This is a genomic window from Bradyrhizobium sp. BRP19 (genome assembly GCF_020194195.1).
In the GTDB taxonomy this organism is placed as follows: Bacteria; Pseudomonadota; Alphaproteobacteria; order Rhizobiales; family Xanthobacteraceae; genus Bradyrhizobium; species Bradyrhizobium yuanmingense.
In genome coordinates, this window is record NZ_JADYVZ010000005.1 from 399,239 (window position 1) to 425,350 (window position 26,112).

Consider the following 26,112-nt stretch of genomic DNA (forward strand, 5'->3'; position numbering starts at 1 on the left):
CAATCTTCGGCAGCGATGGCGACCGTTGCAATCAACGGAGAAAGACCATCGACCTAAAATTCCGTCAGGAGGAACGAACCAACATGAACAATCGCAGAGCCTTCCTAGCTGCCACGGCGGCGTTCGCCGTCGCAGTCTCGACCAGCCAGGCCCTCGCCCAGAAGAAATACGACACCGGCGCAAGCGACACCGAGATCAAGATTGGCCAGACCGTGCCGTTCTCCGGCGCCTATTCGGTCTACGCCAATATCGGCAAGACCCAGGCCGCATATTTCAGGATGATCAACGATCAGGGCGGCATCAACGGCCGCAAGATCAACCTGATCCAGTATGACGACGCCTATTCGCCGCCGAAGACCGTCGAGCAGGTGCGCAAGCTGGTCGAGGGCGACGAGGTCCTGTTCACCTTTCAGCTGATCGGCACAGCCGCGAACGCCGCCGTGCAGAAGTACCTCAACGGCAAGAAGGTACCTCAGCTGCTGGCCTCGACCGGCGCCGCGCGCTTCAACGATCCGCAGAACTATCCTTGGACCATCGCTTACAATCCCAACTATGTGTCCGAGGGGCGGATCTACGCAAAATACATTCTCGCCAATCACCCCAACGCCAAGATCGGCGTGCTCTACCAGAACGACGACATGGGCCGCGACTATCTTGCCGGCCTCAAGAGCGGCCTCGGCGACAAGGCCAACATGATCGTCGGCGAGGTGTCGTATGAGGTGACCGACCCCACCGTCGACTCGCAGGTGGTGAAGCTGAAGTCGATGGGCGTCGACCTGTTCTATAACGCCTCGACGCCGAAATTCGCGGCGCAGGCGATCAAGAAGCTTGCCGATCTCGGCTGGACGCCGGTGCACATCCTCGACATCAATGCGAGCCCGATTTCGGCGACGCTGAAGCCGGCAGGCCTCGACATCTCCAAGGGCATCATCTCGACCAATTACGGCAAGGAGCCGAGCGACCCGCAGTGGAAGGACGATCCCGGCGTGAAGGCTTTCTTCGCTTTCATGGACAAGTATTTCCCGGAAGGTGACAAGCTCAACACCATCAACACCTACGCCTATTCGGTCGCCGAGCTCTTGGTGCAGGTCTTGAAGCAATGCGGCGACGATCTGACGCGTGCGAACATCATGAAGCAGGCCGCCAATATCAAGGGCTACACGCCGAGCCTGGCGCTGCCCGGCATCAAGATCAACACCGGGCCGAACGACTACCGCGTCAACAAGCAGATGCAGATGATGAAGTTCAACGGCGAGCGCTGGGAGCTGTTCGGACCGATCATCGAGGACACCGGCCCGTCGGGCTAGAACGCATCTGCCTCTGCGACGTCATGCCCGGGCTTGTCCCGCCTGCGCGGCCGGAGCCGCTTCGGCGAGGCGAAGGCCCGGGCATCCACGTTGTTGGGGCGTCAAGGAAGCCGTGGATGGCCGGGTCAAGCCCGGCCATGACGATCGAGAGAGCCTCCTACTTGGCGTTCAGGTCGGTATCTCTCCAAAGTTCTTCCCGACCGGCAGCACGGCGTGCCGGATCAGCCGCGAATCCTCCACCGCGGCCTGGCGGTGCTTCACCGCCTCACGATAGACGGGGTCGCGGATCATCTCGACGAAGGCGGCGACGGTTGGATATTCGGCGATGAAGCAATGGTCCCAGCGTTCCTCCTGCGGGCCGATCAGCATCAGCTCGAATTTGCCCTGCCAGACGATGCGCCCGCCGAGCCGTTCGAACACCGGGCCGCTTTCGCGGCCATAGGCCGCATAGGCTTCCGCGCCGCTGGCCTTGCGGCCGTCGGGATAGGCCGCCTCTTTGCGCAGGCGCACCAGGTTGAGCATGTGGATCGGGCCCGGCCGATCGTTCTCCCGGAATTGCGCGAAGATCTCCTTGGTCGGATCGATATGGCCCATGGCGCTCCCTCATCTTATTGATACGAGCGATCTTAGCCTTGCGGCCCCCGAAGCGGAACTGCGGCCGGCGAATGCCGCATCTCCTAATCGTGCGTTAACGCCGGGGTAACCCGGCCTTAAACAGCGACCGCTAGCGTCTCGGCGGGGCGGGCTGACCGGGCGTTTTGCGTATGGCGTGGGGAAAGAAAAAGGGTGCGCGGAAGGAGCCGCTGTTCGGCTTGCCCGCGGCGCTCGCCGATCTGCGGCTCACCCCGGCAGACCGCGTTCCCGGCGGCGACGACAAGCCGAAGAAATCCGCGAAACCATCCGCCAAGCGCAAGAGCGAGGATGCCGGCACCGAGCCGCCGCGCGAGCGCAAGGCGCCAGCCGGCCGCAGCGGCGCCAAGCGTCGAGCGAAGTCGCGTGGCGGGTTCGGTCTCGGCCGCCTTGTCTATTGGGGCGCGGTGCTGAGCCTGTGGGGCGTCATCGCGGTGATCGGCGTCGTGATCTATGTCGGCGCGCATCTGCCGCCGATCCAGTCGCTGGAGATCCCGAAGCGCCCGCCAACGATCCAGATCGTCGGCATCGACGGCAGCATTCTGGCCCAGCGCGGCGAGATGGCCGGCGCCAATGTCGCGCTGAAGGATCTGCCGCCGCATTTGCCGAAGGCGTTCATCGCCATCGAGGACCGCCGCTTCTATTCGCATTTCGGCATCGACCCGGTCGGCATCCTGCGCGCGCTCGTCACCAACGTGCTCCATCGCGGCGTATCGCAGGGCGGCTCGACCTTGACGCAGCAGCTCGCGAAAAACCTGTTCCTGACCCAGGAGCGCACCATCCAGCGCAAGCTGCAGGAGGTGGAGCTCGCGATCTGGCTGGAGCGCAAGCATTCCAAGGACGAGATCCTGGAGCTTTATCTCAACCGGGTCTATTTCGGTTCCGGCGCTTACGGCGTCGAGGCGGCGGCGCAGAAATATTTCGGCAAGTCGGCCAAGAACGTGACGGTCGCGGAAGCCGCGATGCTGGCCGGCCTCGTCAAGTCGCCGTCCCGCCTTGCCCCGAACCGCAACCCGGAAGGTGCCGAAGCGCGGGCCCAGATCGTGCTCGCGGCGATGGCGGATGCGAAGTTCATCACCGACGCGCAGGCGAAGGCCTCGATCGGCCATCCCTCCTACAACGTGAAGCCGGCCGGCGCCGGCACGGTGAACTACGTCGCCGACTGGATCGGCGAGGTGCTGGACGATCTGGTCGGGCAGATCGACGAGAGCATCAACGTCGAGACCACGATCGATCCGAAACTGCAGAGCGTGGCGGAAGCCGCCATCATCGACGAGCTCGCGGCCAAGAGCGTGAAGTTCAACGTCAGCCAGGGCGCGCTGGTGGCCATGACGCCCGACGGCGCGGTGCGCGCCATGGTGGGCGGGCGGAACTATTCCGACAGCCAGTACAACCGCGCGGTCACCGCAAAACGTCAGCCGGGCTCCTCGTTCAAGCCGTTCGTGTACCTGACCGCGCTCGAGCAGGGGCTGACGCCCGACACCATGCGCCAGGACGCGCCGATCGAGGTCAAGGGCTGGCGTCCTGAGAACTACACCCATGAATATTTCGGCGCGGTGACGCTGACCCAGGCGCTGGCGATGTCGCTCAACACCGTCGCGATCCGTCTTGGCCTCGAGGTCGGGCCGAAGAACGTGGTGCGCACCGCACACCGCCTCGGCATCTCCTCCAAGCTCGAGCCCAACGCCTCGATCGCGCTCGGCACCTCCGAAGTCTCCATGGTCGAGCTGGTCGGCGCCTATGCGCCGTTCGCCAATGGCGGCCTCGCCGTGGCGCCGCATGTCGTCACAAGGATCAGGACAGTCAGCGGCAAGCTGCTCTACATGCGCCAGGCGGAGGAGCGCAACCAGGTCATCGACCCCCGCCATGTCGGCATGATGAACGCGATGATGCGGGAGACGCTTGTTTCGGGCACTGCCAAGAAGGCGGAGATCCCGGGCTGGCCGGCGGCGGGCAAAACCGGCACCAGCCAGGATTATCGCGACGCCTGGTTCATCGGCTACACCGCCAATCTCGTCACTGGCGTCTGGCTCGGCAACGACGACAACTCGCCGACCAAGAAGGCGACCGGCGGCGGCCTGCCGGTCGAAGTCTGGTCGCGCTTCATGAAGGCCGCGCACGAGGGCGTGCCGGTGGCGGCCTTGCCGAGCTCACCCGGCGGCTGGGGCCTGTCGAACCTCGCGCAGGCGGCCTCGCAGGTGTCGCCGCCGACGCCCGCGGCACCGCCACAACCGAACGCCGGCGGCTATCGCCCGCCGCCTCCGACGCGCGCCAATGTCCGGCCGGAAGCGGCGGCGGGGCTCGATGGCTGGCTGATGGACCGGCTGTTCGGCGGGAATCGGTAGTTGTGGGTTGGGACCCTTCGGGCCTCAAAGCACAAACTGCGAAAACAACCCCATGCACAGTAGAAGACGAGGTCCGGCGCGATGCGCGCTGGATGCTGCGAAGCGGTTGATGCGCCGGGATTAATCAGGCAAGCGGCGCAATCGTCGCGAAGTGTGGCGAGAATGGAGCGGTGATGCCTGCCCACTCTCTCCTGTCATTCCCCGCGAAGGCGGGGAATCCAGTACTCCGAGGCATCGAGATTCATAACGGCTGCTGCGGCGTACTGGATCGCCCGCCTTCGCGGGCGATGACAGCGCTGAGAGCGCGGCCTGATCTGCGAGGAACTAATCCTCGACGCCATACCGGTGCAGATCATTCCCGTACGTGTCGAGCCACTTCTTGGCGCGCTCCATCGACGGGCAGACCTTGCCGCAGACGCGCCAGAAGCGCGGCGAGTGGTTCATCTCGACGAGATGGGCGACTTCGTGCGCGGCGAGGTAGTCGAGCACGAAGGGCGGGGCGAGGATCAGCCGCCAGGAGAACGACAGCGAGCCGGCCGAGGTGCAGGAGCCCCAACGGCTGGACTGATCGCGGATCGAGAGGCGCTTGACCCTGACCCCGAGCTCGGCCGCGTAGACCTCCGCCGAGCGCTGCAGGTCGCGGCGCGCCTCGCGCTTGAGGAAATCGCTGACGCGCCGATCGACATGCTCGAGGCCGCCAGCGACGCAGAGAATGCGCTCACCGCTGTCACGCACCTCGGTCCACACCGTGCCGCGGGTGCCGGCGCGATGAACGATGCGATGCGGCGTCCCGCGCAGCGGTATCACCGTGCCCGGCTGGAACGGTGCGGCCTTCGGCAAGCGGCCGAGGCGCGCTGCGATCCACGCACCGTGACGCTGTGCGAAGTCCTTGGCCTCCGCAAGCGTGCCGCGCGGCGGCATGGTGAGGATGGCTTCGCGGTCGCTCGGATGGATTCTGAGCGTGTAACGGCGCGCGCGGCGGTGCCGGCGCAGCCGAATCGCAAAAAATTGCGATCCGTGGGTGATGACGAGGGTCTTCGGTTCGTGGGGCCTACGATAAAGGAGAGCGCGGGTGGCCATGTCTGTCAGTCCGGGGGGCAGGAGGGCGCCCGGATTCTGCCATAACCGCCGCCATGGGAAGCGCTCGGCGCAAAAACAAATCATTTGCCCAATATACAGCGGTCAGGCGTCCGGGAGACCCTACAGACTGGGGTTGGAACCGGCTTTTTTCGCCCCCGCTGGACGCATGCAACACCCCCAAGGGGTGAGGGCAGACTCACTCCTATAAAGCTACCTAAATACCGCGAATCTGGCGTGGAGTTGCGCCCGCCGGAGGCCGCGACAGGGGCCGAAATTTCGACGGGAAAGCCGAAATTCGAGGTTATTCAGCCGCAAGCGCCTGCAACGAAGCAGGATTCGCAGCCGAAACCATGAAGTCGTGAATCCGTGGCACGATCTCCGACTTGAAACGCGATCCATTGAACACGCCGTAATGTCCGACGCCCTTCTGGACGTAATGAACGCGGCGATGATCGGGAATCGCGCTGCACAATGTGTGCGTCGCCTCGGTCTGACCGAGACCGGAGATGTCGTCGTTCTCGCCTTCGACCGTCATCAACGCGACGCGCTTGACCTTGGAAGGATCGACGCGGGTTCCGCGATGGGTCATCTCGCCCTTCGGCAACGAGTGCTTCACGAACACGGTGTCGACGGTCTGCAGGTAATACTCGGCCGACAGATCCATCACCGCGAGATATTCGTCGTAGAAGTCGCGATGCTTGTCGGCGAGATCGCCGTCGCCCTTCACCAGATGGGCAAACAGCTGCTTGTGGGCATCCATGTGCCGGTCGAGATTCATGCTGATGAAGCCGTTGAGCTGCAAGAATCCCGGATAGACGTCGCGCATCATGCCCGGATGCGGGAACGGCACCTTTGTGATGACGTGGTTGCGGAACCAGTCGATGCCGCGCTCCTGGGCGAGATTGTTCACCGCGGTCGGATTGCGGCGGGTGTCGATCGGGCCGCCCATCAGCGTCATTGAGGTCGGCACGAACGGATCGCGCCGCGCTTCCATGATCGAGACCGCCGCGACGACGGGCACGGAGGGCTGGCACACCGCCATCACGTGGGTGTTGCCGCCGAGCACATGCAGCATCTCGATGACATAGTCGATGTAATCGTCGAGATCGAAGCGGCCTTCGCTCAAGGGCACCATGCGGGCATCGGCCCAGTCGGTGATGTAGACCTCATGCGCCGGCAGGAAGGCTTCAACCGTGCCGCGCAGCAGCGTCGCATAATGGCCGGACATCGGCGCCACGATCAGCACGCGCGGCTGCGGACTGCGCAGCGGACGGGCGAACTTGCGGTCGAAGTAGAGCAGCTTGCAGAATGGCTTTTCCCAGACCGAGCGGATCTCGACGGGGACGCGGATGCCGTTGACCTCGGTGTCGTTGAGACCCCATTCCGGCTTGCCGTAGCGGCGCGTGGTGCGCTCGAACAATTCGCAGGCCGCGGCGACCGACTTGCCGACCTCGGTGCGCGACCAGGGATTTAGGGGGTTCTGAAACAGCAGCTTGGTCGCGTCGGTGACCGCACGCGCCGGATTGAGAGAGGCGTGCGCCATCTCGTACATCCAGTACATCGGCGTCGTCAGGGCCGGACTGCCTTCTGCCGCCAGGGGCGGTGCGCCGCCGAACTCACCAATAGGCATCGTCATATTCCTCTTCGCATCGCAGCATACTGCCGAATGCGTAATATTGCGTCAATGCATGGTTCCGTACATCTACGTGCCGAAAACCGCCAAATCGGCGTGAATCCACGGGAAAGTGACTTTATTCACCGCCCGACAGCAGCGAGCCGTGCCGCTTTGCGCTGCGCAAAAGGGCAAGGAATGCCCCAAAAGATGCAACCAAAAGGACGGCGTTGATGAGCAACGCCTCCATCATCAGATCGCTCCTAAAGGTCTGCTCGATCAGCAGCGCGCGCATGCCCTCGAAGGCATAGGTCGGCGGCAACGCCCAGGCGACGTATTGCAGCCAGACCGGCAACACGCTGACGGGGTAGTAGACGCAGGCAAGCGGCAGGATTGCGAACATCAAGGTCCAGACGATGCTCTCGGCGCCGAGGCCGTTACGCACCACGAGGCCCGAGACGAAGATGCCGACCGACCAACTGGTGAAGATCAGATTGCAGAAGAACGCGATCAGCGGCAGGCCGAGGGCATAGATGTTGAAGTGAAACAGGAACAGCGCGAGCAGGGTCATCGGAATGATGCCGATCGCAAGCCGGATCAGGCTCATGACCATGAGCGCCAACAGAAACTCGATCGGCCTCAAGGGGCTCATCATGAGATTGCCGAGGTTGCGCGCCCACATCTCCTCCAGGAACGAGATGGAGAAGCCGAGCTGGCCGCGGAACAGGATGTCCCAGAGGATGACGGCGCCGATCAGCGTGCCGCCGGCGCGCGCGAAGAAATTGGCGTTCTCGGCGATGTAATACTGGAGAAAGCCCCAGGTGATGACCTGCAGCGCCGGCCAATAGAGCAGCTCGAGCAGCCGCGGCCAGGACGACAGCAGCAGATACCAATAGCGCAGGATCATCGCGCCGATGCGGTGGAGCGAGATGCCGCGGTGGAGGGAGAGCTCGGTCATGGCCGTACCCCGTGGCCGGGATGGAAAGTGTCATCCCGGGGCGCGACGTAGTTATCACAGGATTGAATTTGGCGAAGACTCGGATTTACCAGTCTCGCCTCACAGCTGCCGCCTGTGGTTATGGATTCCGGGCTCGCGCTCTGCGCACCCCGGAATGACGTCGATCCATTGAAGTTACGATTACAGCTCTCCCTCACCTCACCGCCTCCTTCGCCCCGTTTGCCCGGCCGCGGGCGACGTCGAGAAACACCTCCTCCAGCGTGGTGCGGTTGTAGCGGGCCATGATCGCCTCGGGCGTGTCGTCGTCCTCGATGCGGCCGCGCTTCATGATGATGACGCGGTCGCAGAGCCGCTCGACCTCGAGCATGTTGTGCGAGGCGAGGAGAATGGTGGCGTTGTTGTCCCGGCGATACCGCTCCAGATGCGCCCGCACCCAATCGGCGGTATCGGGGTCGAGCGAGGCGGTCGGCTCGTCCAGCAAGAGCAGCTCCGGCTGGTTGATCAGCGCCTTTGCCAGCGCAACACGGGTCTTCTGCCCGGCGGAGAGCTTGCCGTTGGCGCGGTCGATGAAATCGCCGAGGTCGAGGTCGGCGGCGAGCCTGGCAATGCGGTCAGCGAGGTTCTTCACCGCATAGAGCTTGCCGAACACGGTGAGGTTCTGCCGCACCGTGAGCCGCATCGGCATGTCGACATAGGGGCTTTCGAAATTCATCCGCCCCAGCACGGACGCACTCTCGTCCGGCATCTCGTGACCGAGCACCTGCACGCGGCCGGAGGTCGGCAGCACCAAGCCCATGATCATCGCGATGGTCGTGGTCTTGCCGGCGCCGTTGCCGCCGAGCAGCCCGGTGATGCTGCCGCGCGGCAGCGAGAAGGAGATGTCGTCGACGGCGCGGGTCTGCTTGTAGACCTTGACGAGGTGATCGACCGCAATTGCCGCGGACGAATCTCGATCCGCGACAGTCGGCCGACTTGAAGCCTTGCCATTCTCGGTCATGCTGGCCGTTCTTCTGCTATTGCATCGGCGAGCGCAAGGCTCGATGTAAGGGCTCCTCACCGGGCGGTTCCGTCAGCCCGGCGTCCGTGACCTTGGAAGGCGCCGCCACATTGGCCGATATGACCAAAATTGCCGATTCCGACTTCCATCACGCGCAGCGGCATATCCGGCTGGACACGATCCTGCGGCTGCGCTGGCTGGCGGTGTTGGGGCAGCTCGCCGCGATCTTCATCGTGGCCCAGGGGCTGGAGTTCAACGTCGAGATCATTCCCTGCGTCAGCATCATCGCGCTCTCGGCGGCGCTCAACCTCGCACTCCAGACCGCAGCCAATCCGATGCAGCGGCTGGAGCCGATGCAGGCGGCCGGCCTGCTTGCGCTGAACATCGTCGAGCTGGCCGGCCTGTTGTTCTTCACCGGCGGACTGCAGAACCCGTTCTCGTTCCTGTTCCTCGCGCCCGTGCTGATCTCGGCCACGGCGCTGCCGGCCCGTTTCACCTTCGGCCTTGGCCTGCTCGCGGTGGCCTGCGCGTCGGTGCTTTTCTTCTTCCATTTTCCGCTGCCGTGGGATTCCGAGGATCCCCTGGTGCTGCCGCCGGTCTATCTCGTCGGGGTCTGGCTTTCGATTGCGCTCGCGATCGGCGTCACCAGCCTCTACTCGTTCCAGGTGACCGAGGAGGCGCGCAAGCTTGCGGACGCGCTGGCCGCAACCGAACTGGTGCTGACGCGCGAGCAGCACCTGACCCAGCTCGACGGCCTTGCCGCCGCGGCCGCACACGAGCTCGGCACGCCGCTCGCGACGATCTTCCTGATCTCGCGCGAGCTGGAAAAGACGGTGAAGGAGCCAAGCATCGCCGCCGACCTGAAGACCTTGCGCGAGCAGACCCAGCGCTGCCGCGACATCCTCAGCAAGATCACCCAGCTTTCCCCCACCGGCGCGCCGTTCGACCACATGAAGCTGTCGGAGCTGATCGAGGAGGTGGTGGCGCCGCATCGCGATTTCGGCGTCGAGATCAAGGTGCGGATCGCGGTGGCCGCGGCGGCGGAGCCGGTCGGCTCGCGCAATCCCGCGATCCTCTACGGCATCGGCAACATCGTCGAGAACGCGGTCGATTTCGCCCGCACCACCGTCGAGGTGAACGCCTGGTGGAACCAGGACCATATCGAGCTCGTGATCTCCGACGACGGACCGGGCATTCCACCCGATATCCTCAACCGGATCGGCGAGCCCTATCTGTCGCGGCGACGCCCCCAGGATGACGGTGGCGGCGAACGGCGCGGCCTGGGCCTCGGCGTCTTCATCGCGCGCACCTTGCTGGAGCGCACCGGCGCGAAGGTCTCGTTTACCAACCGAATCTTTCCGGACCATGGTGCGGTGGTTCAGATCACATGGCCGAGACAGCGTTTTGAGGCTATCGAGACGCTCGAAGAAACAATAGGATAGCCGCGACCTTGCGTCGCACAACGGGGCGGGTCGACCATTTGCCGCCTTGGCACCGCGCGATTGCGACGCCATATGTCGATGCGCTGGAGAGAGGAAACAACCTTGAACGCCATTGCCGACCTGAACGAACAGACCGACCGCTCGCTGCTCATCGTTGAAGACGACAAGCCGTTTCTGGAGCGTTTGTCACGGGCCATGGAGAGCCGCGGCTTTTCGGTGACATCATGCGACACGGTCTCGGACGGGCTTGCGCAGATCGGCAAATCGGCGCCGGCGTTCGCGGTGGTGGATCTGCGGCTCGGCGACGGCAACGGCCTCGACGTGGTCTCGGCGCTCAAGAAGAAGCGGCCGGATGCGCGCGCGATCGTGCTGACCGGCTACGGCAACATCGCCACTGCGGTGACCGCAGTGAAGATGGGCGCGATCGATTATCTCTCCAAGCCCGCGGATGCCGACGACGTGGTCGCCGCACTGCTGTCGACCAACACGGACAAATCCGAGCTGCCGGCCAACCCGATGTCGGCCGACCGCGTCCGCTGGGAGCACATCCAGCGCATCTACGAGATGTGCAACCGCAACGTCTCGGAAACGGCGCGCCGGCTCAACATGCACCGGCGTACCTTGCAGCGGATCCTGGCGAAGCGCGCGCCGAGGTAGCGGTCGCGTAGGGTGAGCAAGGCGCGAAGCGCCGTGCCCACGTTCTCTATTTCGATCCTGATTAATTTTAATTGGTGGGCACGCTTCGCTTTGCCCACCCTACGACACTGCGTAGCCCGGATGGAGCGCAGCGTAATCCGGGATTGGCGCGACGGGCTGCAATTGTCCCGGATTGCGCTGCGCTCCATCCGGGCTACGAAGTCAGCCTACTCCCAGAAATCCGCGTGGCCCTGCGGATCGACCAGGCGGTTGATCCGCAAGGCCGCCGTCATCGCGAAACGTACCGTCATCTGCTTGCGTGTGGCGGCGGCGAGCTTGTGCTCGGGTGCCTCGCAATGCAGGTGCGCGCCGTAGGCGTCGGCGACGATCAGGCCGGTGTCATCGGGGAAGATCTCGCAGGGCAGATCCTGCGTGAAGGCGAAGAACAGCCGGTCGCAATGGGCGCGGTATTCGTGCCATTTCTGATCGGCGCGCAAATCCTCGACCGAGGACTTGATCTCGACGATCCAGATCTCGCCGCGCTCGTTCAGCGCGACGAGATCGGCGCGCCGGCCCGACGGCAGCGGCAATTCGCTGATGCAGGAGAAGCCGAGCGAGCGCAACAGACGCGCGGTGCCGCGCGCGATCGCCAGCGCCGTCTCCGACTGGCGACGATCCGGCGGCGGCACGAGTGTGATGCGGGCGGTGTTGTCCATGGCGGGAGAATAGCCGATTCCATCCCGCCCGTCATTCCGGGACGCGCGCAGCGCGAGCCCGGAATCCATAACCACAGGGAGACGTGTGGGGCAAAGCGGGCAACTCCGAATCGTCGCAAAACTTCTTCCTGTGGTTATGGGTCCTCAGATGCGCAATTGCGCATCATAGCTCGCGACTTCGTCCCGCCCCGGGACGACAGTTAGGTGGGTGACGCCACCACCACGCCCTCGTTGCCGCGCAGGTCCAGCACGCCTTCGATCTCCTCACCTTCGCGATCCAGGAACGTCGACAGCAAGATGCTGCTGCCGAAACGGATCGCGCTGCTGGTCACCGCGACCGGATCGGGGCCGAGATTGAGCGCGACGATCACGGCCTTGCCGCCGGCCGCGCGGCGATAGATCAGCAGATCGCCTTGCGCGGCGATCGGATGATAATCGCCCCTGACCAGCGGAGGGCAGCTCTTCCGCAAGCCGATCAGGCGCTTGTAGAGGTTGAGGATCGAACGCGGGTCGGCTTCGAGATTGGCGACATTCTCGCGGATGTGGTCCTCCGGCAGCGGCAGCCAGGGCCTTGCTTGCGAAAAACCTGCGAAGTTCGAGGAATCCCATTGCATCGGCGTGCGGCAGCCGTCGCGGCCGACACCGATGCCGGGGACGTTCTTCTCGAAAGGATCGCGCACGTCCTCCGGCGCGATCGCGAGCTGGTGCATGCCGATCTCGTCGCCGTAGTACAGCGTCGGCGTGCCGCGCAGCGTCAGCAGCAGCATGGCCGCGACGCGGGCCTGCTCGGGCCCGACGCGGCTCGCGACGCGCGGACGATCGTGATTGCCGAGCACCCAGTTCGGCCAAGCGCCGCGCGGCAATGCCTTTTCGTAATCCTCGATGATCTTTTCGATCGAGCGGGCGCTCCAGAAGGTCGAGAGCAGCGCGAAGTTGAACGGCATCTGCGCGCCGGTGAGATCGTTGCCGTAATAGGCCATGAGCCGGTGCAGCGGCAGATAGATCTCGCCGATCAAGACGCGCGCGCCATAGGAATCGGTGACGCGCCGCATCTCGGCGATAACGTCATGCACCTCCGGCTGGTCGGTGGAATATTGCGTGAGGATTTTTTCGTTCGGCGGACGGCCCTCGACGTAGTGCGGGTTGGCCGGATTGTCGCGGAATTCGGCGTCCTTGATCAGGTGCCAGATCACGTCCACGCGAAAGCCGTCGACGCCCTTGTCGAGCCAGAACCGCATCACGTCGTAGATCGCTTTGCGGACGTCCGGATTGCGCCAGTTGAGATCCGGCTGCTGGGCGAGGAAGGCGTGGTAGTAATATTGTCCCGTGGTCTCGTCGAAAGCCCACGCGCTGCCGCCGAACTCGGACAACCAATTGTTCGGAACGCCGCCGCCTGGCGCAGGATCGCGCCAGATGTACCAGTCGCGCTTGGGATTGTCGCGCGAGGACCGGCTCTCGGTGAACCAGGGATGCAGGTCGGAGGTGTGGTTCGGCACGAGATCGAGGATCAGCATCAGGCCATTGTCGTGGGCGGCCGCGAGCAACGCGTCGAAATCGGCCATCGTGCCGAACAGCGGCTCGATGCCGACATAGTCCGAGATGTCGTAGCCGAAATCGGCCATCGGCGAGGGAAAGATCGGCGACAGCCAGATCGCATCGACGCCGAGCGATTTGACGTAAGGCAGCCTCTTGAGGATGCCGGCGAGATCGCCGACGCCGTCACCGTCCGAGTCCTGAAACGAGCGCGGATAGATCTGATAGAAGATGCCGTCGCGCCACCAATTCTCGTTGTCGTGAGCCATGCCGAAGACCACCCAAATCTGACGCCTTGCGCGGGAGAACGCGACAGCAACGCCCCGGTTCAAATTGGCAGGCCAATCGGGACGGCCGTGTGACGGTTGTTCCCTGGCGCGGGCCCGAATCTTTTGCTTGGCGGCCCGGCAAAAATCGGCATTGTGAGGCCATGACCGAGCAAAACGACAGCCAAGAATCCCGGCGAGAACCCCGGCAAGCCAAGGCGGGCGCGATCATCGTTCCCGTGACGCTGTTCGAGCAGAACTGCACCATCATCTGGGACGAGCCTTCCAAGAAGGCCGTGGTGATCGATCCCGGCGGCGACGTGCCGAAGATCCTGGATGCGATCAAGCAGACCGGCGTCACGGTGGAGAAGATCTGGCTGACCCACGGCCATATCGACCATGTCGGCGGCGCGGCCGAGCTGCGCGATGCGCTGACGGTGCCGATCGAGGGACCGCATGTCGCGGACAAGTTCCTGCTCGACAACGTCGTGGCGAGCGGCGCGCGCTTCGGCATGACGGGAGGACGCGATTTCACGCCCGACCGCTGGCTCGACGAGGGCGACAGCGTGTCGATCGGCGGCTTGCAGTTCGATATCCTGCATTGTCCGGGTCATTCGCCCGGCAGCGTGGTGTTCTTCAACAAGGACCTTCGGTTTGCCCATGTCGGCGACGTCCTGTTCGCCGGCTCGGTCGGACGCACCGACCTGCCCGGCGGCAGTCACGCCACGCTGATCAGTTCGATCAAGACGAAATTGCTGCCGCTCGGCGACGATGTCGGCTTCATCTGCGGCCACGGCGCCGGCTCGAGCATCGGCCAGGAACGGATGACCAATCCGTTCATCACCGGCGAGATGTAGGCTTATTCAGCGGCGTCCGCGAGTGCCGTCGCCTCACCGAGATTGCGCTCGCCCCACTCGCGGATTGCGGCAACGACGGGGACGAAGCTCTTGCCCTTGCGCGTCAGGCGGTACTCGACCTTCGGCGGCACCTCGCCGAAATCCTTGCGGTCGATCAGGCCGCTCATCGTCAACGCCTTCAATTCGCGGCTGAGCACGCGCGGGGTGATCTCGGCGCTGCCTGATGCGCCGCGCAGCAAGCCGCTTCTGATCTCGCCGTAGCGGCGCGGGCCGTCCTTGAGGTCCCAGACGATGCGCAGCTTGTATTTGCCGCTGATCATCTTCTGAAACGCCGCAACCGGACAGGTGCGCGCGGGAGACGTCTTCGCCATGTCGTTTCCTCCACGTGGAAGATTCTTGTTTTGACGCGTTTTCTTTACGCGAACCGGTATCCACTTCGCTCGAAAACGCTATGCGATGAGGATAGGAGCAACGGCGAAAAAGTCCATACTATCAATTTTGTCCATACTTGCGGGATCGTATCGAGCGCGCAGATGATGACGCACAAGACGAACAGGGAGCGTCACATGAAGCACTTCATGATCAGATACGCGTTCAAGAACGGCACGACGGAGGAATGGCACCGCGAGATCGGCCGCTTCATCAGGGCGATCGACGCCGATGCGGAGCTGAAGGGGAGGATCGGTTATCGTTGCCTGAAGCATCGCGACGACGGCAGCTATCTCCACTTCGCCAGCGTCGCCGACGATGCTGCGCAGAAAACGCTGCAATCGCGGGACTTCTTCAAGCACTACCAGGAGGTGACGCGGAAGGTCGCGGGCGGCGAGATCAGCGTGACACCGGTCGAGGTGATCGATCAGACGGGGTAGCTTTTCGCGGAGCTGAATTGAAGCCGCCGCTACAAACTCCGCTGTCATCCCGGACAAGCGCAAGCGCAGATCCGGGATCCATAACCACAGGGAGATGTGGTTACGGGGACTCGGAGTCACCTCTTCGTGCCCAACTTTGTCCTGTGGCTATGGGTCCCGGATCGGCGCGCGCTTCAGGCGCGCTTGTCCGGGACGACAGCGGCGCTACTTCATCAGCCCCGCGGCTGTGAGCGCGCGCGTGATGATCTGGCCGAGGTCGAAGCCGCGCGCCTTCTCGCCCTGCGGCTCGGCCGGCTCCGCGGCGACCGCGGTGCGGATCGAGCGGGCGAGATGCGGCGCGGGCGAGAGCGCCGGTTTCGCGGCAGGCTTCGTCGCGGGCTTCGTCGTGGATTTGGCTTCCGCCTTCGTCGTCGCGGCGTCCGCAATCCAGCCGGTGAGGCCGAAGAACTTCGCGATGTGGTAGGACGAGGAGATGCCGGCCTCGATCAGGAAGGCGCCTTCGATGCCGTAGCGCTGATCGTTGTCGGCGAGCCCCAGCGGCGTGCCGTGCGCCATGTCGGTGATGGCATAGGACTCGACCAGCGTCTCGCCGTCCTTGTCCCACCAGGCCTGGCGCGGATAGCCGTCGACATTGGTCTCCGCCATCGGCAGTTCGGGCAGGCCATGCAGGTCGAGCCATTGCTTGACGATCTCGTTGGCATTGCCGGGATTGACGGTGCGGTCGGCGCTGCCGTGCCACACCGAGACCCTCGGCCAGGGCCCGCGATGATCGGAGGCGCTGCGCACGAGATCGCCGAGCTCGCGCGAAGGGCGCGCCGGGGAATGAAACATGCCGTCGAGCGCCTCGCGCAAGTTCGAGGCGATGCCGTAAGGCAGCCCGGCAATGATCGCGCCGGCCGCGAAGACTTCCGGATAGGTCGCGAGCATCACCGAGGTCATGCCGCCGCCGGCCGACAGGCCGGTGATGAAGACGCGCCTGGGATCGATGCGATGCGTCTTCACCATATGCGCGATCATCGCGCGGATCGAACCCGGCTCGCCGCTGTCCCGCGCGGTGTCCTCCGGATTGAACCAGTTGAAGCAGGTGTTGGCATTGTTGATGCGCTGCTGCTCGGGCATCAATAGCGCAAAGCCGTAATGTTGCGCGAGCGTCGACCAGCCCGCACCGAGATCGTAAGCGGCCGCCGTCTGCCCGCAGCCATGCAGCACGACGACGAGCGCGCGCGGCCGCTGCAATTGCGCCGGCACGAACGCGAACATGCGCAAGGCGCCGGGATTGTCGCCGAAGCCAGTGACCTCCTGCAGCGGGCTCGATCCATCTGCACCGCGGCCGGGCTCGGCGAAGCGCAGTCCGTCCAGCCGGGGCAGACGTCTCAACAGATCGATGTTTCTGGCTAACGACACGGCAAGTTCCTGGTGGGCGACGTTCAACGTCTAGCCCAACCAGATAGTTGCTGCGGCGCAAAATAAAAAGACCGTGCGCTGTCAATCTCGGGAAATTGGCTGAAAATCTGCAAGAATCCGCACGTATTAACCGCAACGTCGCAATCTCGTGCCGATGCGCGGCGTATCCGCGCCGGAAATGCGGCGCCCATCATGACGAATGTCACAAATGACAAGAGCGAGGCGAGGAATTCTGCGCGCGCTGATTGTGAGGCTTCGCGGAGGTGTCGAACGCGAATGAAGGGACCCGCCCAATCGCGCTCGCGTGTCGTTATCGTGATGAAGCGCGAAGGAGGCGAGGACTACGCAACGTCTCGCTTGCCACCGCGCATGCCTGCATTCCACCGCGCGGGACATCGCGTGATTGCGTTCGTGCCGTCAGGCACGTAGCCTGACACGGCCAACAAACAGAAAATTCAGCCGGAGAGACCGCCATGGCGCGCCTGAAGTTCGGAGCCTTTCTTGCCCCGCATCACCCGATCGGGGAGCATCCGATGCTGCAGTTCCGGCGCGATCTCGACTTGGTCGAGCAGCTGGATGCGCTCGGCTATGACGAGTTCTGGTGCGGGGAGCATCATTCCTCGGGCTGGGAGATGATCGCCTCGCCCGAGATGTTCCTGGCCGCCGCCGGCGAGCGCACCAAGCGGATCAAGCTCGGCACCGGCGTTGTGTCGCTGCCCTATCACCATCCCTTCAACGTCGCCCAGCGCATGGTGCAGCTCGACCATATGACCGGCGGCCGCGCCATTTTCGGCTCCGGACCGGGCGCGCTCGCCTCCGACGCGCACACGCTCGGCATCGATCCGATGACGCAGCGCGACCGCCAGGACGAGGCGATCGGCATCATCCGCCGCCTCTTCGACGGCGAGCGCGTCACCGCCAAAAGCGACTGGTTCACGATGAACGACGCCGCGCTGCAGATCCTGCCCCTGCAGGAGGAGATGCCGTTCGTGGTGGCCTCGCAGATCTCGCCCTCCGGCATGACGCTCGCCGGAAAATACGGCATCGGCATCATCTCGCTGGGCTCGATGACGACGCAGGGGCTGATGTCGCTGCAGCAGCAATGGCAGTTCGCCGAGGATGCCGCCAAGAAGCACGGAACCACGGTGCGTCGCGCCGACTGGCGCGTGCTCTTGACCTGGCACATCGCGGAAACGCGCGAACAAGCCCGCCGCGAGGCCGGCGCCGGGCTGATGCGCTGGCACAACGAGTATAATGTCGGCACGCTGCAGCGGCCGGGCCTCACCGCGTTCTCCTCGCCCGACGAGGCCGTCGACAAGACCGCCTTCGTCGAGGGGGCGGCGTCCACCATCGGCACGCCCGACGATCTCGTCAAAACCATCAAGAACGTGATGCAGGTCTCCGGCGGCGTCGGCGCCGTCATCGGCTTCGTTCACGACTGGGCCAATCCGGAAGCCACCCGGCGCAGCTGGGACATGGTGGCGCGCTACGTCGTGCCGGAGATCAACGGCTATATCGACGGGCTGCGCAGGTCGCAGAAATTCGTGATCGAGAACCGCGCGATCTTCGAGCGCGCGGGCCAGGCGGTGATGGCCAAGATCATGGAGAATGAGAAGGCCGCCGAGGCGCTGAAGGTGACAGGCCCCGGCCGCATCGCCATTCCCGCCGTCAACGCGCCGGATCTGCAGAAGGAAGCGGCGAAGCGGTAGGCACTCCACTCGTCGTCCCGGGGCGCGCGCAGCGCGAGCTATGATGCGCAATTGCGCATCTGAGGACCCATAACCACAGGATGCGGATTTACGAAGACTCGGAGCTACCAGCCTCGCACCAAAACTCCTCCCTGTGGTTATGGGTCCCCGCCTCCGCGGGGACGACGGCGGTGGGAGTGACGATTTTGTGCGCAAGACGACCGCAGCTCATCGCGGCCGGATCGTGCTATGTTTGCTGGGCTAGGCAATCGGAGCAATCGTCATGTCGATGCAGAATGTGGCCGCCCCTGCGCTTCCGTTCACTCCGCCCAAGCGCAACGAGCTGACCCACATTCCCGGCGACGAAGGCTGGCCGATCATCGGCAAGACCTTTCAGGTGCTCGCCGATCCCAAGGGCCATATCGAGGCGAACGGCGCCAAATACGGTCTGGTCTACCGCACGCACTTTTTCGGCGAGACCAACGTCGTGCTGCTCGGGCCCGAGGCCAACGAGCTCGTGCTGTTCGACCAGCAGAAGCTGTTCTCCTCGACCCATGGCTGGGACAAGGTGCTGGGGCTGTTGTTTCCGCGCGGATTGATGCTGCTCGATTTCGAGGAGCATCGCCTGCATCGCAAGGCGCTCTCGGTCGCGTTCAAGTCGGGGCCGATGAAGTCCTATCTCGGCGATCTCGACCGGGGCATTTCCGCGCGCGTCGCGCAGTGGAAGGCGAAGCCGGGCGAGATGCAGCTTTATCCGGCGATGAAACAGCTCACGCTCGATCTCGCCGCGGCCTCGTTCCTCGGCGCCGATATCGGGCCCGAGGTCGACGAGATCAACCGCGCCTTCATCGACATGGTGGCCGCCGCCGTCACCCCGATCCGCCGCCCCCTGCCCGGCACCCAGATGGCGCGAGGGGTGAAGGGACGCAAGCGCATCATCGCCTATTTCCGCGAGCAGATTCCGCTGCGGCGCGGCAATCACGGTGGCGACGATCTGTTCTCGCAGCTCTGCCGCGCCACCCATGAGAACGGCGCGCTGCTGTCGGACCAGGACATCATCGACCATATGAGCTTCCTGATGATGGCCGCGCACGACACGCTGACCTCGTCACTGACCTCCTTCATCGGCGAGCTCGCCGCCATCCGGACTGGCAGGACCGGCTGCGCGCGGAGGTGCTCGCGCTCGGCCTCGCCTCCGGCGCGCCGACCAGCTTCGACGATCTCGAGAAGATGCCGCTGACCGAGATGGCGTTCAAGGAAGCGCTGCGGCTCAAGCCGCCGGTGCCGTCGATGCCGCGCCGCGCGATGCGCGATTTCAGCTTCAAGGGTTTTGCGATTCCCGCCGGCACGGCGATCGGCATCAACCCGCTCTATACCCACCACATGAAGGAGATCTGGCCGGAGCCGGACCGTTTCGATCCCCTGCGCTTCACCGAGGACGCACAGCGTGGCCGTCACCGTTTCGCCTTCGTGCCCTTCGGCGGCGGCGCGCATATGTGCCTCGGCCTGCACTTCGCCTACATGCAGGCGAAATGTTTCGCGCGGCATTTCCTGGAGAATATCGAAGTGTCGCTCGCGCCAGGCTACAAGCCCGACTGGCAGATGTGGCCGATCCCGAAGCCGCGGGACGGGCTGCGGGTGAAGGTGAAGGCGGTTTAGGCGCCGATCTCGTAGGGTGGGCAAAGCGAAGCGTGCCCACCACGTTTCTCCGGGTGCAAACATCGATGGTGGGCACGGCGCGCGAAGGGCGCGCCTTTGCCCACCCTACGGCACCATCGCCGGAGCTGCTACGCCCCCTGGTCGAACGCCTTGCGCAGGGCCACATAGCCCTGCTGCTGTTGACTCCAGTTGCGGCCGCCGGTCATGGCGCCGTCGACGACGAGGTCGTGGCCGTTGATGAAGCTGGATTCGTCGCTGGCCAGGAACACTGCGGCCTGGGCGATATCTTCAGGAAGACCCGCGCGGGGGATCGGCTGCGCGGTCTTGTAGACTTCGCGCATCACCGCCGGCGTCTTCTCGGCGGCATCGGTCGAGAGCCCCAGCGCCTTGCCGAAGATGCCGGTCGCGATCGCGCCGGGCGAGATCGAGTTGACGCGAACGTTGGATTCGCCGAGCTCCATCGCCACGCATTTGGTGAGATGGATCACCGCCGCCTTGGCCGCGCCATAGACCATCGACGACGAGAAGCCGGCGAGGCGGCCGGCAATGCTGCCATTGTTGATGATGCTGCCGCCGCCCTGCTTCTTCATGTAGGGTGCGGCGTGCTTCATGCCGAGCATGACGCTGCGCACCAGCGTCGCCATCGCCGCATCGAACCGCTCGACCTCGAGGCCTTCGATGCCGCCGGTCTGTGCCGGCCCGCCGGCATTGTTGAACAGGCAATCGATCCTGCCGAACTTGTCGACCGCGAGCGCGATCAGCGCCTGCATCTGCGCTTCGACGGTGACGTCGGTCTGACGGAAGACGCAGCTTTCGCCGAGCTGCTTCGCCAGTGCCTCGCCTTCCGGTACGCGCCGGCCTGCGATCACAATTTTGGCACCTTCGGCAACGAAGACTTCCGCAGTGCGCAATCCGATGCCGCTCGTCGCCCCCGTGATCACCGCAACCTTGCCGTCCAGCCTGCCCATGGAATGTTCCTGTTTTCGAGTGATTTGATGCCAAATGGCGAATGCCGGCCGCCGCCGTCGCCGCAGCGGTCACTATTCCTGCCCGCTTCCGACAAGGCAAGCTATGCTTGTAGGGGCGGCATGCGTAACATCCTCACGGGCCGCTCGATCGTCGAACGCCTATCGCAACCAGGCAGTGCATGAGGAAGCTGATCGAGGAGTTCCGCAAGGGCTGGCAGGGTGCGGCGCCGCCCTCGCTCGCTCTGAGCATCGGCTTTGCGGTGGTCTGCCTGTTGGCTGCAACCCTGGTCCGCTGGGGCCTCGCTCAGGTTCGTCCCGACATCTATTTCACGCCGTACTTCCCGGCCGTCTTCTTTGCTGCGGCCCTGGGCGGATTCCGGATCGGCATCGTGACGGCGCTCGTCGGCGGCGTGCTCGGCGTCGCGCTGAATTTCGGCGATGCGTTTGCCGATCGCGCGCGGTTTGTCCTGCTGGCGCTTTACTGGACCGTGTGCGCGATCACCATCTGGGGTGTCGAGCACTACCGCACCATGTTGGCCGAGCAGCGCCGAATTTCCAGACGCCTGATCGAGGAAGAAGATTATCGCAAGCTGCTGGTCGAGGAGCTCCAGCATCGGCTGAAGAACAAGCTGTCGACGGTGCATGCCGTGGTGCACCAGGTGTTGCACGACCAGCCGCAGGTCTGGGCCCGGGTCGATCCGCGGCTGCGCTCGCTGGCCGCAACCGATGATTTGATCTCGCGGATCGACAAAGCCGGCTGCGACATCCGCGACCTTCTGATCTCCGAGCTCGGGCCTTACGGCCATGTCCGCTTCACGCTCAACGGCGAGCGGCTGTTCCTGCCGCCCAAGCTCGCGGTCACGCTGTCATTGATGTTTCACGAGCTTGCCACCAATGCAGGCAAGTACGGCGCATTCTCCTCACCGCGCGGTCTGTTGCAGGTGTCATGGACCATCACCGACGACCGCCTGACGATCACCTGGGACGAAACCGAAGGACCGAGCGTGGACAAGGTGTCGGAGCCCGGCTTCGGCACCAAGCTCTTGAAGTCGGCGCTGTCGGCTTTCGACGGCAAAACTGAGATCTCGTATCTGAAAACCGGGCTGCATTGCATCATGCAGTGCCGAATTCCACGAAGCGAGTAGACGTCGCAACATGTAAGGTGTGCTCCTTGCTGCCCGCGCGGTGGCGCAATCGCGTGTGGCACTTGCGCGACCTGAGCAAGCGCCTCGTCCTTCGAGACGACCGCTTCGCGGTCTCCTCAGGATGAGGCTAAGCGGCATCGGTGCTCGGGTGATATCGCGCAGCGCACTCCGGCCCTCATCCTGAGGGCCCGCCCACGGCGGGCGTCTCGAAGGATGGCCGCAGGCGAAATCGCTCCCACGCGGATACTTCGCTGTTTCGCCGAGCGCGTTGACGCTCCGTTAATGACGATCGCCAGCGCGCGTCCGATCGTCGCAAGTTTTCTCCAAAACACCCCCGTATTTCTCCTGACCCCTTAACCAAACTTAAGAGGGAACCGCGGAAGATCGCGCCCATTGCAAAGGCGCGCTGAAACAACAAGATTCATGACTTCTATGAACGACAATCAATATTCCGGCGCGACTGAAGCCGAGCTCGGTTTTCTCAAGGAAATCGTTAGAATGCTGCCGGCCGGCCTCACCGTGCAGGACGCGCATGGCGAGTTGCTGCTGGTCAACGATGCCGCCGCCGCGCAGCTCGGCCTGGACGGCAGCCGTCCTTCACCCGATCTGACGCCGCGGCGCGAGGCCTGCCGCCAGGCCCTGAGCGACGGGCAGCCGGTCGTGACCGAGGAAGCGCTTCACGTCGGCGCCGCGCGAAAGGTGCTGCTCACGACCCATCGCCCCGTTCGTCTCGACGGACGCGAGCTGCTGATCTCGGCATCCTCCGACATCACCGAGCAGAAGAATTTCGAGGACCAGCTGTTCCGCTCGGCCTATTTCGACGAGCTGACCGGGCTGCCCTCGCGCCGCGTGATCGAGCACCGCGCCAATGCCCTGCTCGCGCACGACCACGGCGGCGAACGCTTTGCGTTGGCCTTTCTCGACGTCGACAATTTCAAGCACATCAACGACTATTACGGCCACGCCGTGGGCGATGCGCTGCTGGTCGAGCTGGCGAAGCGGCTCGGACGGGACTTGCGCGATTCCGACATGCTCTCGCGCATCTCGGGCGACGAATTCCTGCTGCTGCTGTCACCGATCCAGAGCCAGGAGGAGGTCGCCGAATTCATGCAATCGACGCTGGAGCGGCTGACCGCGCCGTTCTTCATCGACAATTCGGAAGTGTTCGCCTCGACCTCGGTCGGCATCAGCCTCTATCCCGACCATGGACGCAGCTTCGAGACGCTGCGGCAGAACGCGGACATCGCGATGTACCGCATCAAGAACAACGGCAAGGGACTGGCCGCCTTCTTCGATGCCAGCATGGAGCGCGAGGCGCAGGCGCGGATGAAGGTCGAGCAGTCGCTGCGGCTCGCCATCCTGGAAAAGCGCTTCTGCTGCGCCTTCCAGTCCAAGGTCGACATCCGCACGCAGGCCGTGAAGGGCATCGAGGCCTTGGTGCGCCTGCGCGACGACGAAGGCGTGATCCAGGCGCCCGGCTCGTTCATCAATCTTGCCGGCGAGCTCGGCCTGATCGACGAGCTGACCCATCTCGTGCTCGCCGAGATCGTCAAGTCGATCGACCTGATCAACGACACGTTCGGCCCGGAAGCGACCATCAGCATCAACGTTGCCGCCAAGCAGGCCGGCAATCCCGAATTCATGCGCAGCTTTGCGCAGGCGCTGGAGGAGACCGGCTTTCCGCAGCGGTTCATGATCGAGGTGACGGAAGATGCTTTCGTCGCCAAGAATCATTTTCAGGACGAGATCCTGCCGATGTTCCGCAAGCTCGGCGTCGGCGTCTCCATCGACGATTTCGGCACCGGCTATTCCTCGCTCTCGGCGCTGGCCGACATCACCGCCGACGAGATCAAGATCGACCGCTCCTTCATCACCGACATTCATAATCGTCCGCGCAGCCAGGGTATCCTGCGCGCGATCGAATCCTTGAGCGAGGCGCTCGGCATGACGGTGATCGCCGAAGGCCTCGAAACCTACGAGGAGCTGGCCTATCTGCAGGCGGCGACCAAGATCCGCTACGCGCAGGGCTATTATTTCTCCCGGCCGATCTTCCTGGAGGAGCTGAAGCTCGCAACGCCCTCCTCGAGCGAGGCGCGGGTCAGCGTGGCAAGCCGCCCGGCGCAACAGCACCGCCAGGGCTATTCGCGGGCGAGCGGGTACCGGCGGTAGGGGCGGCACGACACATACCGCTGTCGTCCCGGGGCGCGAAGCGAGCCCGGGACGACAGCGATTGCTGAGCTGGGTTCAGCGCCCATTCCTCCTTTGGCGCCATTTCCCCCTTTGAAATCGCTGGACTTTTGCTAATACACGGGGCGGACCTCCCCGAGGTATCTCATGCCTGCCGCCGCCTCCTCGATCAGCGATCCCGCCTATCTCCGTGCGCGCGCGATGGAAACGCTGTTCGAGCGGCTGGAGAAGCTCTGCGAGGGCGCGATTGCGATCGATCGCGGCGGGCGCGTCGTCTACGTCAACGAGAAATATCTTGCCGCGCTCGGTCTCGACCATGCCAGCGAGGCGATCGGCCGGTCGATCGAGGAGGTGATCCCGAACAGCCTGATGCGGAAGGTGGCCGAGACCGGCGAGCCGATCCTGCTCGACATCATGGAGCTCGGCGGCGAGCAGCTCGTCGTCACCCGCATGCCGATCGAGGACGAGAACGGGACGGTGATCGGCGCGATCGGCTTCGTGCTCTATGATCATCTCGAAAGCCTGAAGCCCCTGCTCGCCCGCGTCGCCCAGCTCGAGAGCGATCTGCGGCTGGCTCGGCGGCAATTGTCCAACGCCCGCGCGGCGCGCTTCACCTTCGCCGATTTCGTCGGCACGACGCCTGCCATTGCTCACGCCAAGGAGCTCGCCAGCCGAGCCGCGCGGCAGAGCGTCACGGTCCTGCTCACCGGCGAGACCGGGACGGGCAAGGAGATGCTGGCGCAGGCGATCCACAACGCCTCCTCGCGCGCCGACAAGCCGTTCGTCAGCGTCAACGTCGCCGCCATCCCGGAGACGCTGATCGAGTCGGAGTTCTTCGGCACTGCGCCGGGCGCCTATACCGGTGCCGACCGACGGGGACGCGAGGGCAAGTTCCGCATTGCCGACGGCGGCACGCTGTTCCTCGACGAGATCGGCGAGATGCCGCTGCAATTGCAGGCCAAGCTGCTGCGCGTGCTGCAGGAGCGCGAGATCGAGCCGCTCGGCTCGGACAAGATCACCAGGGTCGACGTCCGCGTCATCGCCGCGACCAATGTGGACCTGCGCAAGCGTGTCAGCGACGGCGCATTTCGCGCCGATCTCTACTACCGGCTCAACGTGCTTTCAGTCGACCTGCCGCCGCTGCGCCACTGCCTCGACGATCTCCCCGACATTTGCGCCCGGCTGCTCGACGACATCAGCGCGTCGGGCGACTACGTCAAGGCGAAGATCACGCCGAGCGCGCTCGCCGCGCTCGCCCGCTACGATTGGCCGGGCAATGTCCGCGAGCTCCGCAACATCCTCGAGCGCGCGCTGATCCTCAGCGATTCCGGGCGGCTGACCGGCGAGGATGTCGCCCGCATCCTCCCCATCGGCACCGAGGTCAGGCTCGCACCGGCCGAGCGCCCGGCCGGATTGGTGGTGCCCTATGCCGAGGCCGAGGCCGAGTTCGAGAAGCACACGCTCGAACAGGCGCTCGCCGCCAGCAACGGCCAGATCACCGAGGCCGCCCGGATGCTGCGGATCTCGCGCGCGACCTTCTACAAGAAGCTCGCGAAATTCGGCCTCGCCTCGGGATCGGCGCCCGTCTGAGTTTCGAGACACCGGACTGTCCGGAGTCTCGGATTCCGGACACCGCACCCGGCTGCTCTTCCGAGGCGAATTGCAGGCAATTGCCGCAGATTTCAGCGGTCTTGCGCGAAGCTGCGGGATCTGGCGCGGACCTTGCTCTCCGCTTTGCCGTCTTTCCTTCGCGAGGAGCAACCTGTTCCGGGGCAGCGCTTCGCGATAAGATCAAGCACAACAAGGCCTACGG

The 26,112-nt window shown here is 64.3% G+C and carries 20 protein-coding genes and 1 pseudogene; 11 read left to right on the top strand and 10 right to left on the bottom strand.

Features of this window, described 5'->3' with window-relative positions:
• The first annotated feature begins 83 nt into the window (after positions 1–83).
• A complete protein-coding gene (locus I6F36_RS19350) occupies positions 84–1,307 on the top strand; it encodes an ABC transporter substrate-binding protein (RefSeq protein WP_036002328.1) in 1,224 nt (407 codons plus the stop codon).
• Positions 1,308–1,475: 168 nt separating this feature from the next.
• Here the strand turns inward: I6F36_RS19350 and I6F36_RS19355 are convergent, their stop codons facing one another.
• Positions 1,476–1,901 carry a DUF1330 domain-containing protein gene (locus I6F36_RS19355; RefSeq protein WP_036002330.1) on the bottom strand — a complete coding sequence of 142 codons (426 nt, stop codon included), beginning with the start codon at positions 1,899–1,901 and terminating at the stop codon, positions 1,476–1,478.
• Positions 1,902–2,071: 170 nt separating this feature from the next.
• On the opposite strand from I6F36_RS19355, the gene I6F36_RS19360 reads away from it, so the two are divergent.
• Positions 2,072–4,282 carry a transglycosylase domain-containing protein gene (locus tag I6F36_RS19360; protein WP_225171962.1) on the top strand — a complete coding sequence of 737 codons (2,211 nt, stop codon included), beginning with the start codon at positions 2,072–2,074 and terminating at the stop codon, positions 4,280–4,282.
• Positions 4,283–4,606: 324 nt separating this feature from the next.
• On the opposite strand, the gene I6F36_RS19365 is transcribed toward I6F36_RS19360, so the two are convergent.
• The 4 genes from I6F36_RS19365 to I6F36_RS19380 form a co-directional block, all read right to left on the bottom strand.
• Positions 4,607–5,446, bottom strand: coding sequence for a M48 family metallopeptidase (locus tag I6F36_RS19365; RefSeq protein ID WP_036023974.1), 840 nt, complete (start codon positions 5,444–5,446; stop codon positions 4,607–4,609).
• 217 nt (positions 5,447–5,663) lie between these two features.
• On the bottom strand, positions 5,664–6,992 hold the full coding sequence (locus I6F36_RS19370; protein ID WP_036023987.1) for a polyhydroxyalkanoate depolymerase: 1,329 nt from the start codon (positions 6,990–6,992) through the stop codon (positions 5,664–5,666).
• 121 nt (positions 6,993–7,113) lie between these two features.
• The gene (locus I6F36_RS19375) at positions 7,114–7,932 is read right to left on the bottom strand and encodes an ABC transporter permease (protein ID WP_036002338.1); all 819 of its coding nucleotides are present in this window, start codon (positions 7,930–7,932) and stop codon (positions 7,114–7,116) included.
• Positions 7,933–8,125: 193 nt separating this feature from the next.
• Entirely contained in the window at positions 8,126–8,929 is an 804-nt protein-coding gene (locus I6F36_RS19380) for an ABC transporter ATP-binding protein (protein WP_225171963.1), read from the bottom strand.
• Between the two features lie 119 nt (positions 8,930–9,048).
• Between I6F36_RS19380 and I6F36_RS19385 the strand changes: the two genes are divergently transcribed.
• Complete coding sequence (locus I6F36_RS19385) at positions 9,049–10,371, top strand: ActS/PrrB/RegB family redox-sensitive histidine kinase (protein WP_109142077.1); 1,323 nt, start codon at positions 9,049–9,051, stop codon at positions 10,369–10,371.
• Between the two features lie 102 nt (positions 10,372–10,473).
• Positions 10,474–11,028: an ActR/PrrA/RegA family redox response regulator transcription factor gene (locus I6F36_RS19390; protein ID WP_036002403.1), complete on the top strand. Its 555-nt coding sequence runs from the start codon at positions 10,474–10,476 to the stop codon at positions 11,026–11,028.
• Positions 11,029–11,234: 206 nt separating this feature from the next.
• Here I6F36_RS19390 and I6F36_RS19395 read toward each other — a convergent pair whose 3' ends face one another.
• Positions 11,235–11,723, bottom strand: a complete 489-nt coding sequence (locus I6F36_RS19395; protein WP_109145569.1) for an MmcB family DNA repair protein — start codon at positions 11,721–11,723, stop codon at positions 11,235–11,237.
• 200 nt (positions 11,724–11,923) lie between these two features.
• Positions 11,924–13,525: an alpha-amylase family glycosyl hydrolase gene (locus I6F36_RS19400; protein WP_225171964.1), complete on the bottom strand. Its 1,602-nt coding sequence runs from the start codon at positions 13,523–13,525 to the stop codon at positions 11,924–11,926.
• A 161-nt stretch (positions 13,526–13,686) separates the two neighbouring features.
• Here I6F36_RS19400 and I6F36_RS19405 point away from each other — a divergent pair, with 161 nt between their 5' ends.
• Complete coding sequence (locus I6F36_RS19405; protein ID WP_225171965.1) at positions 13,687–14,379, top strand: MBL fold metallo-hydrolase; 693 nt, start codon at positions 13,687–13,689, stop codon at positions 14,377–14,379.
• Between the two features lie 2 nt (positions 14,380–14,381).
• Here the strand turns inward: I6F36_RS19405 and I6F36_RS19410 are convergent, their stop codons facing one another.
• Positions 14,382–14,750 carry a helix-turn-helix domain-containing protein gene (locus I6F36_RS19410; protein WP_036038584.1) on the bottom strand — a complete coding sequence of 123 codons (369 nt, stop codon included), beginning with the start codon at positions 14,748–14,750 and terminating at the stop codon, positions 14,382–14,384.
• A 195-nt stretch (positions 14,751–14,945) separates the two neighbouring features.
• Here I6F36_RS19410 and I6F36_RS19415 point away from each other — a divergent pair, with 195 nt between their 5' ends.
• On the top strand, positions 14,946–15,248 hold the full coding sequence (locus I6F36_RS19415; protein WP_225130141.1) for a hypothetical protein: 303 nt from the start codon (positions 14,946–14,948) through the stop codon (positions 15,246–15,248).
• Positions 15,249–15,452: 204 nt separating this feature from the next.
• On the opposite strand, the gene I6F36_RS19420 is transcribed toward I6F36_RS19415, so the two are convergent.
• Entirely contained in the window at positions 15,453–16,652 is a 1,200-nt protein-coding gene (locus tag I6F36_RS19420) for a PHB depolymerase family esterase (RefSeq protein WP_225130143.1), read from the bottom strand.
• Between the two features lie 473 nt (positions 16,653–17,125).
• Between I6F36_RS19420 and I6F36_RS19425 the strand changes: the two genes are divergently transcribed.
• The gene (locus I6F36_RS19425; RefSeq protein ID WP_225171966.1) at positions 17,126–18,361 is read left to right on the top strand and encodes an LLM class flavin-dependent oxidoreductase; all 1,236 of its coding nucleotides are present in this window, start codon (positions 17,126–17,128) and stop codon (positions 18,359–18,361) included.
• A gap of 262 nt (positions 18,362–18,623) precedes the next feature.
• Positions 18,624–19,999, top strand: a pseudogene (locus I6F36_RS19430) (cytochrome P450).
• A gap of 128 nt (positions 20,000–20,127) precedes the next feature.
• Here I6F36_RS19430 and I6F36_RS19435 read toward each other — a convergent pair.
• The gene (locus I6F36_RS19435) at positions 20,128–20,967 is read right to left on the bottom strand and encodes an SDR family NAD(P)-dependent oxidoreductase (RefSeq protein ID WP_036002369.1); all 840 of its coding nucleotides are present in this window, start codon (positions 20,965–20,967) and stop codon (positions 20,128–20,130) included.
• Positions 20,968–21,146: 179 nt separating this feature from the next.
• Between I6F36_RS19435 and I6F36_RS19440 the strand changes: the two genes are divergently transcribed.
• The 3 genes from I6F36_RS19440 to I6F36_RS19450 all read left to right on the top strand — a co-directional run bounded on the left by I6F36_RS19440 (position 21,147) and on the right by I6F36_RS19450 (position 25,889).
• On the top strand, positions 21,147–22,112 hold the full coding sequence (locus I6F36_RS19440; RefSeq protein ID WP_057025911.1) for a sensor histidine kinase: 966 nt from the start codon (positions 21,147–21,149) through the stop codon (positions 22,110–22,112).
• Positions 22,113–22,544: 432 nt separating this feature from the next.
• Entirely contained in the window at positions 22,545–24,281 is a 1,737-nt protein-coding gene (locus I6F36_RS19445) for a bifunctional diguanylate cyclase/phosphodiesterase (protein ID WP_225153637.1), read from the top strand.
• Positions 24,282–24,446: 165 nt separating this feature from the next.
• Positions 24,447–25,889, top strand: coding sequence for a sigma-54-dependent Fis family transcriptional regulator (locus tag I6F36_RS19450; RefSeq protein ID WP_225153639.1), 1,443 nt, complete (start codon positions 24,447–24,449; stop codon positions 25,887–25,889).
• The last annotated feature ends 223 nt before the right edge of the window (positions 25,890–26,112 follow it).

Bases quoted from the DNA above. Each gene is read 5' to 3' on its own strand.
- I6F36_RS19360 (WP_225171962.1), top strand. From the start codon at position 2,072: ATGGCGTGGGGAAAGAAAAAGGGTGCGCGGAAGGAGCCGCTGTTCGGC.
- I6F36_RS19375 (WP_036002338.1), bottom strand. From the start codon at position 7,932: ATGACCGAGCTCTCCCTCCACCGCGGCATCTCGCTCCACCGCATCGGC.
- I6F36_RS19405 (WP_225171965.1), top strand. From the start codon at position 13,687: ATGACCGAGCAAAACGACAGCCAAGAATCCCGGCGAGAACCCCGGCAA.
- I6F36_RS19400 (WP_225171964.1), bottom strand. From the start codon at position 13,525: ATGGCTCACGACAACGAGAATTGGTGGCGCGACGGCATCTTCTATCAG.
- I6F36_RS19450 (WP_225153639.1), top strand. From the start codon at position 24,447: ATGCCTGCCGCCGCCTCCTCGATCAGCGATCCCGCCTATCTCCGTGCG.
- I6F36_RS19350 (WP_036002328.1), top strand. From the start codon at position 84: ATGAACAATCGCAGAGCCTTCCTAGCTGCCACGGCGGCGTTCGCCGTC.
- I6F36_RS19410 (WP_036038584.1), bottom strand. From the start codon at position 14,750: ATGGCGAAGACGTCTCCCGCGCGCACCTGTCCGGTTGCGGCGTTTCAG.
- I6F36_RS19365 (WP_036023974.1), bottom strand. From the start codon at position 5,446: ATGATTTGTTTTTGCGCCGAGCGCTTCCCATGGCGGCGGTTATGGCAG.
- I6F36_RS19440 (WP_057025911.1), top strand. From the start codon at position 21,147: ATGAGGAAGCTGATCGAGGAGTTCCGCAAGGGCTGGCAGGGTGCGGCG.
- I6F36_RS19445 (WP_225153637.1), top strand. From the start codon at position 22,545: ATGAACGACAATCAATATTCCGGCGCGACTGAAGCCGAGCTCGGTTTT.
- I6F36_RS19425 (WP_225171966.1), top strand. From the start codon at position 17,126: ATGGCGCGCCTGAAGTTCGGAGCCTTTCTTGCCCCGCATCACCCGATC.
- I6F36_RS19355 (WP_036002330.1), bottom strand. From the start codon at position 1,901: ATGGGCCATATCGATCCGACCAAGGAGATCTTCGCGCAATTCCGGGAG.
- I6F36_RS19435 (WP_036002369.1), bottom strand. From the start codon at position 20,967: ATGGGCAGGCTGGACGGCAAGGTTGCGGTGATCACGGGGGCGACGAGC.
- I6F36_RS19370 (WP_036023987.1), bottom strand. From the start codon at position 6,992: ATGCCTATTGGTGAGTTCGGCGGCGCACCGCCCCTGGCGGCAGAAGGC.
- I6F36_RS19415 (WP_225130141.1), top strand. From the start codon at position 14,946: ATGAAGCACTTCATGATCAGATACGCGTTCAAGAACGGCACGACGGAG.
- I6F36_RS19380 (WP_225171963.1), bottom strand. From the start codon at position 8,929: ATGACCGAGAATGGCAAGGCTTCAAGTCGGCCGACTGTCGCGGATCGA.
- I6F36_RS19395 (WP_109145569.1), bottom strand. From the start codon at position 11,723: ATGGACAACACCGCCCGCATCACACTCGTGCCGCCGCCGGATCGTCGC.
- I6F36_RS19385 (WP_109142077.1), top strand. From the start codon at position 9,049: ATGACCAAAATTGCCGATTCCGACTTCCATCACGCGCAGCGGCATATC.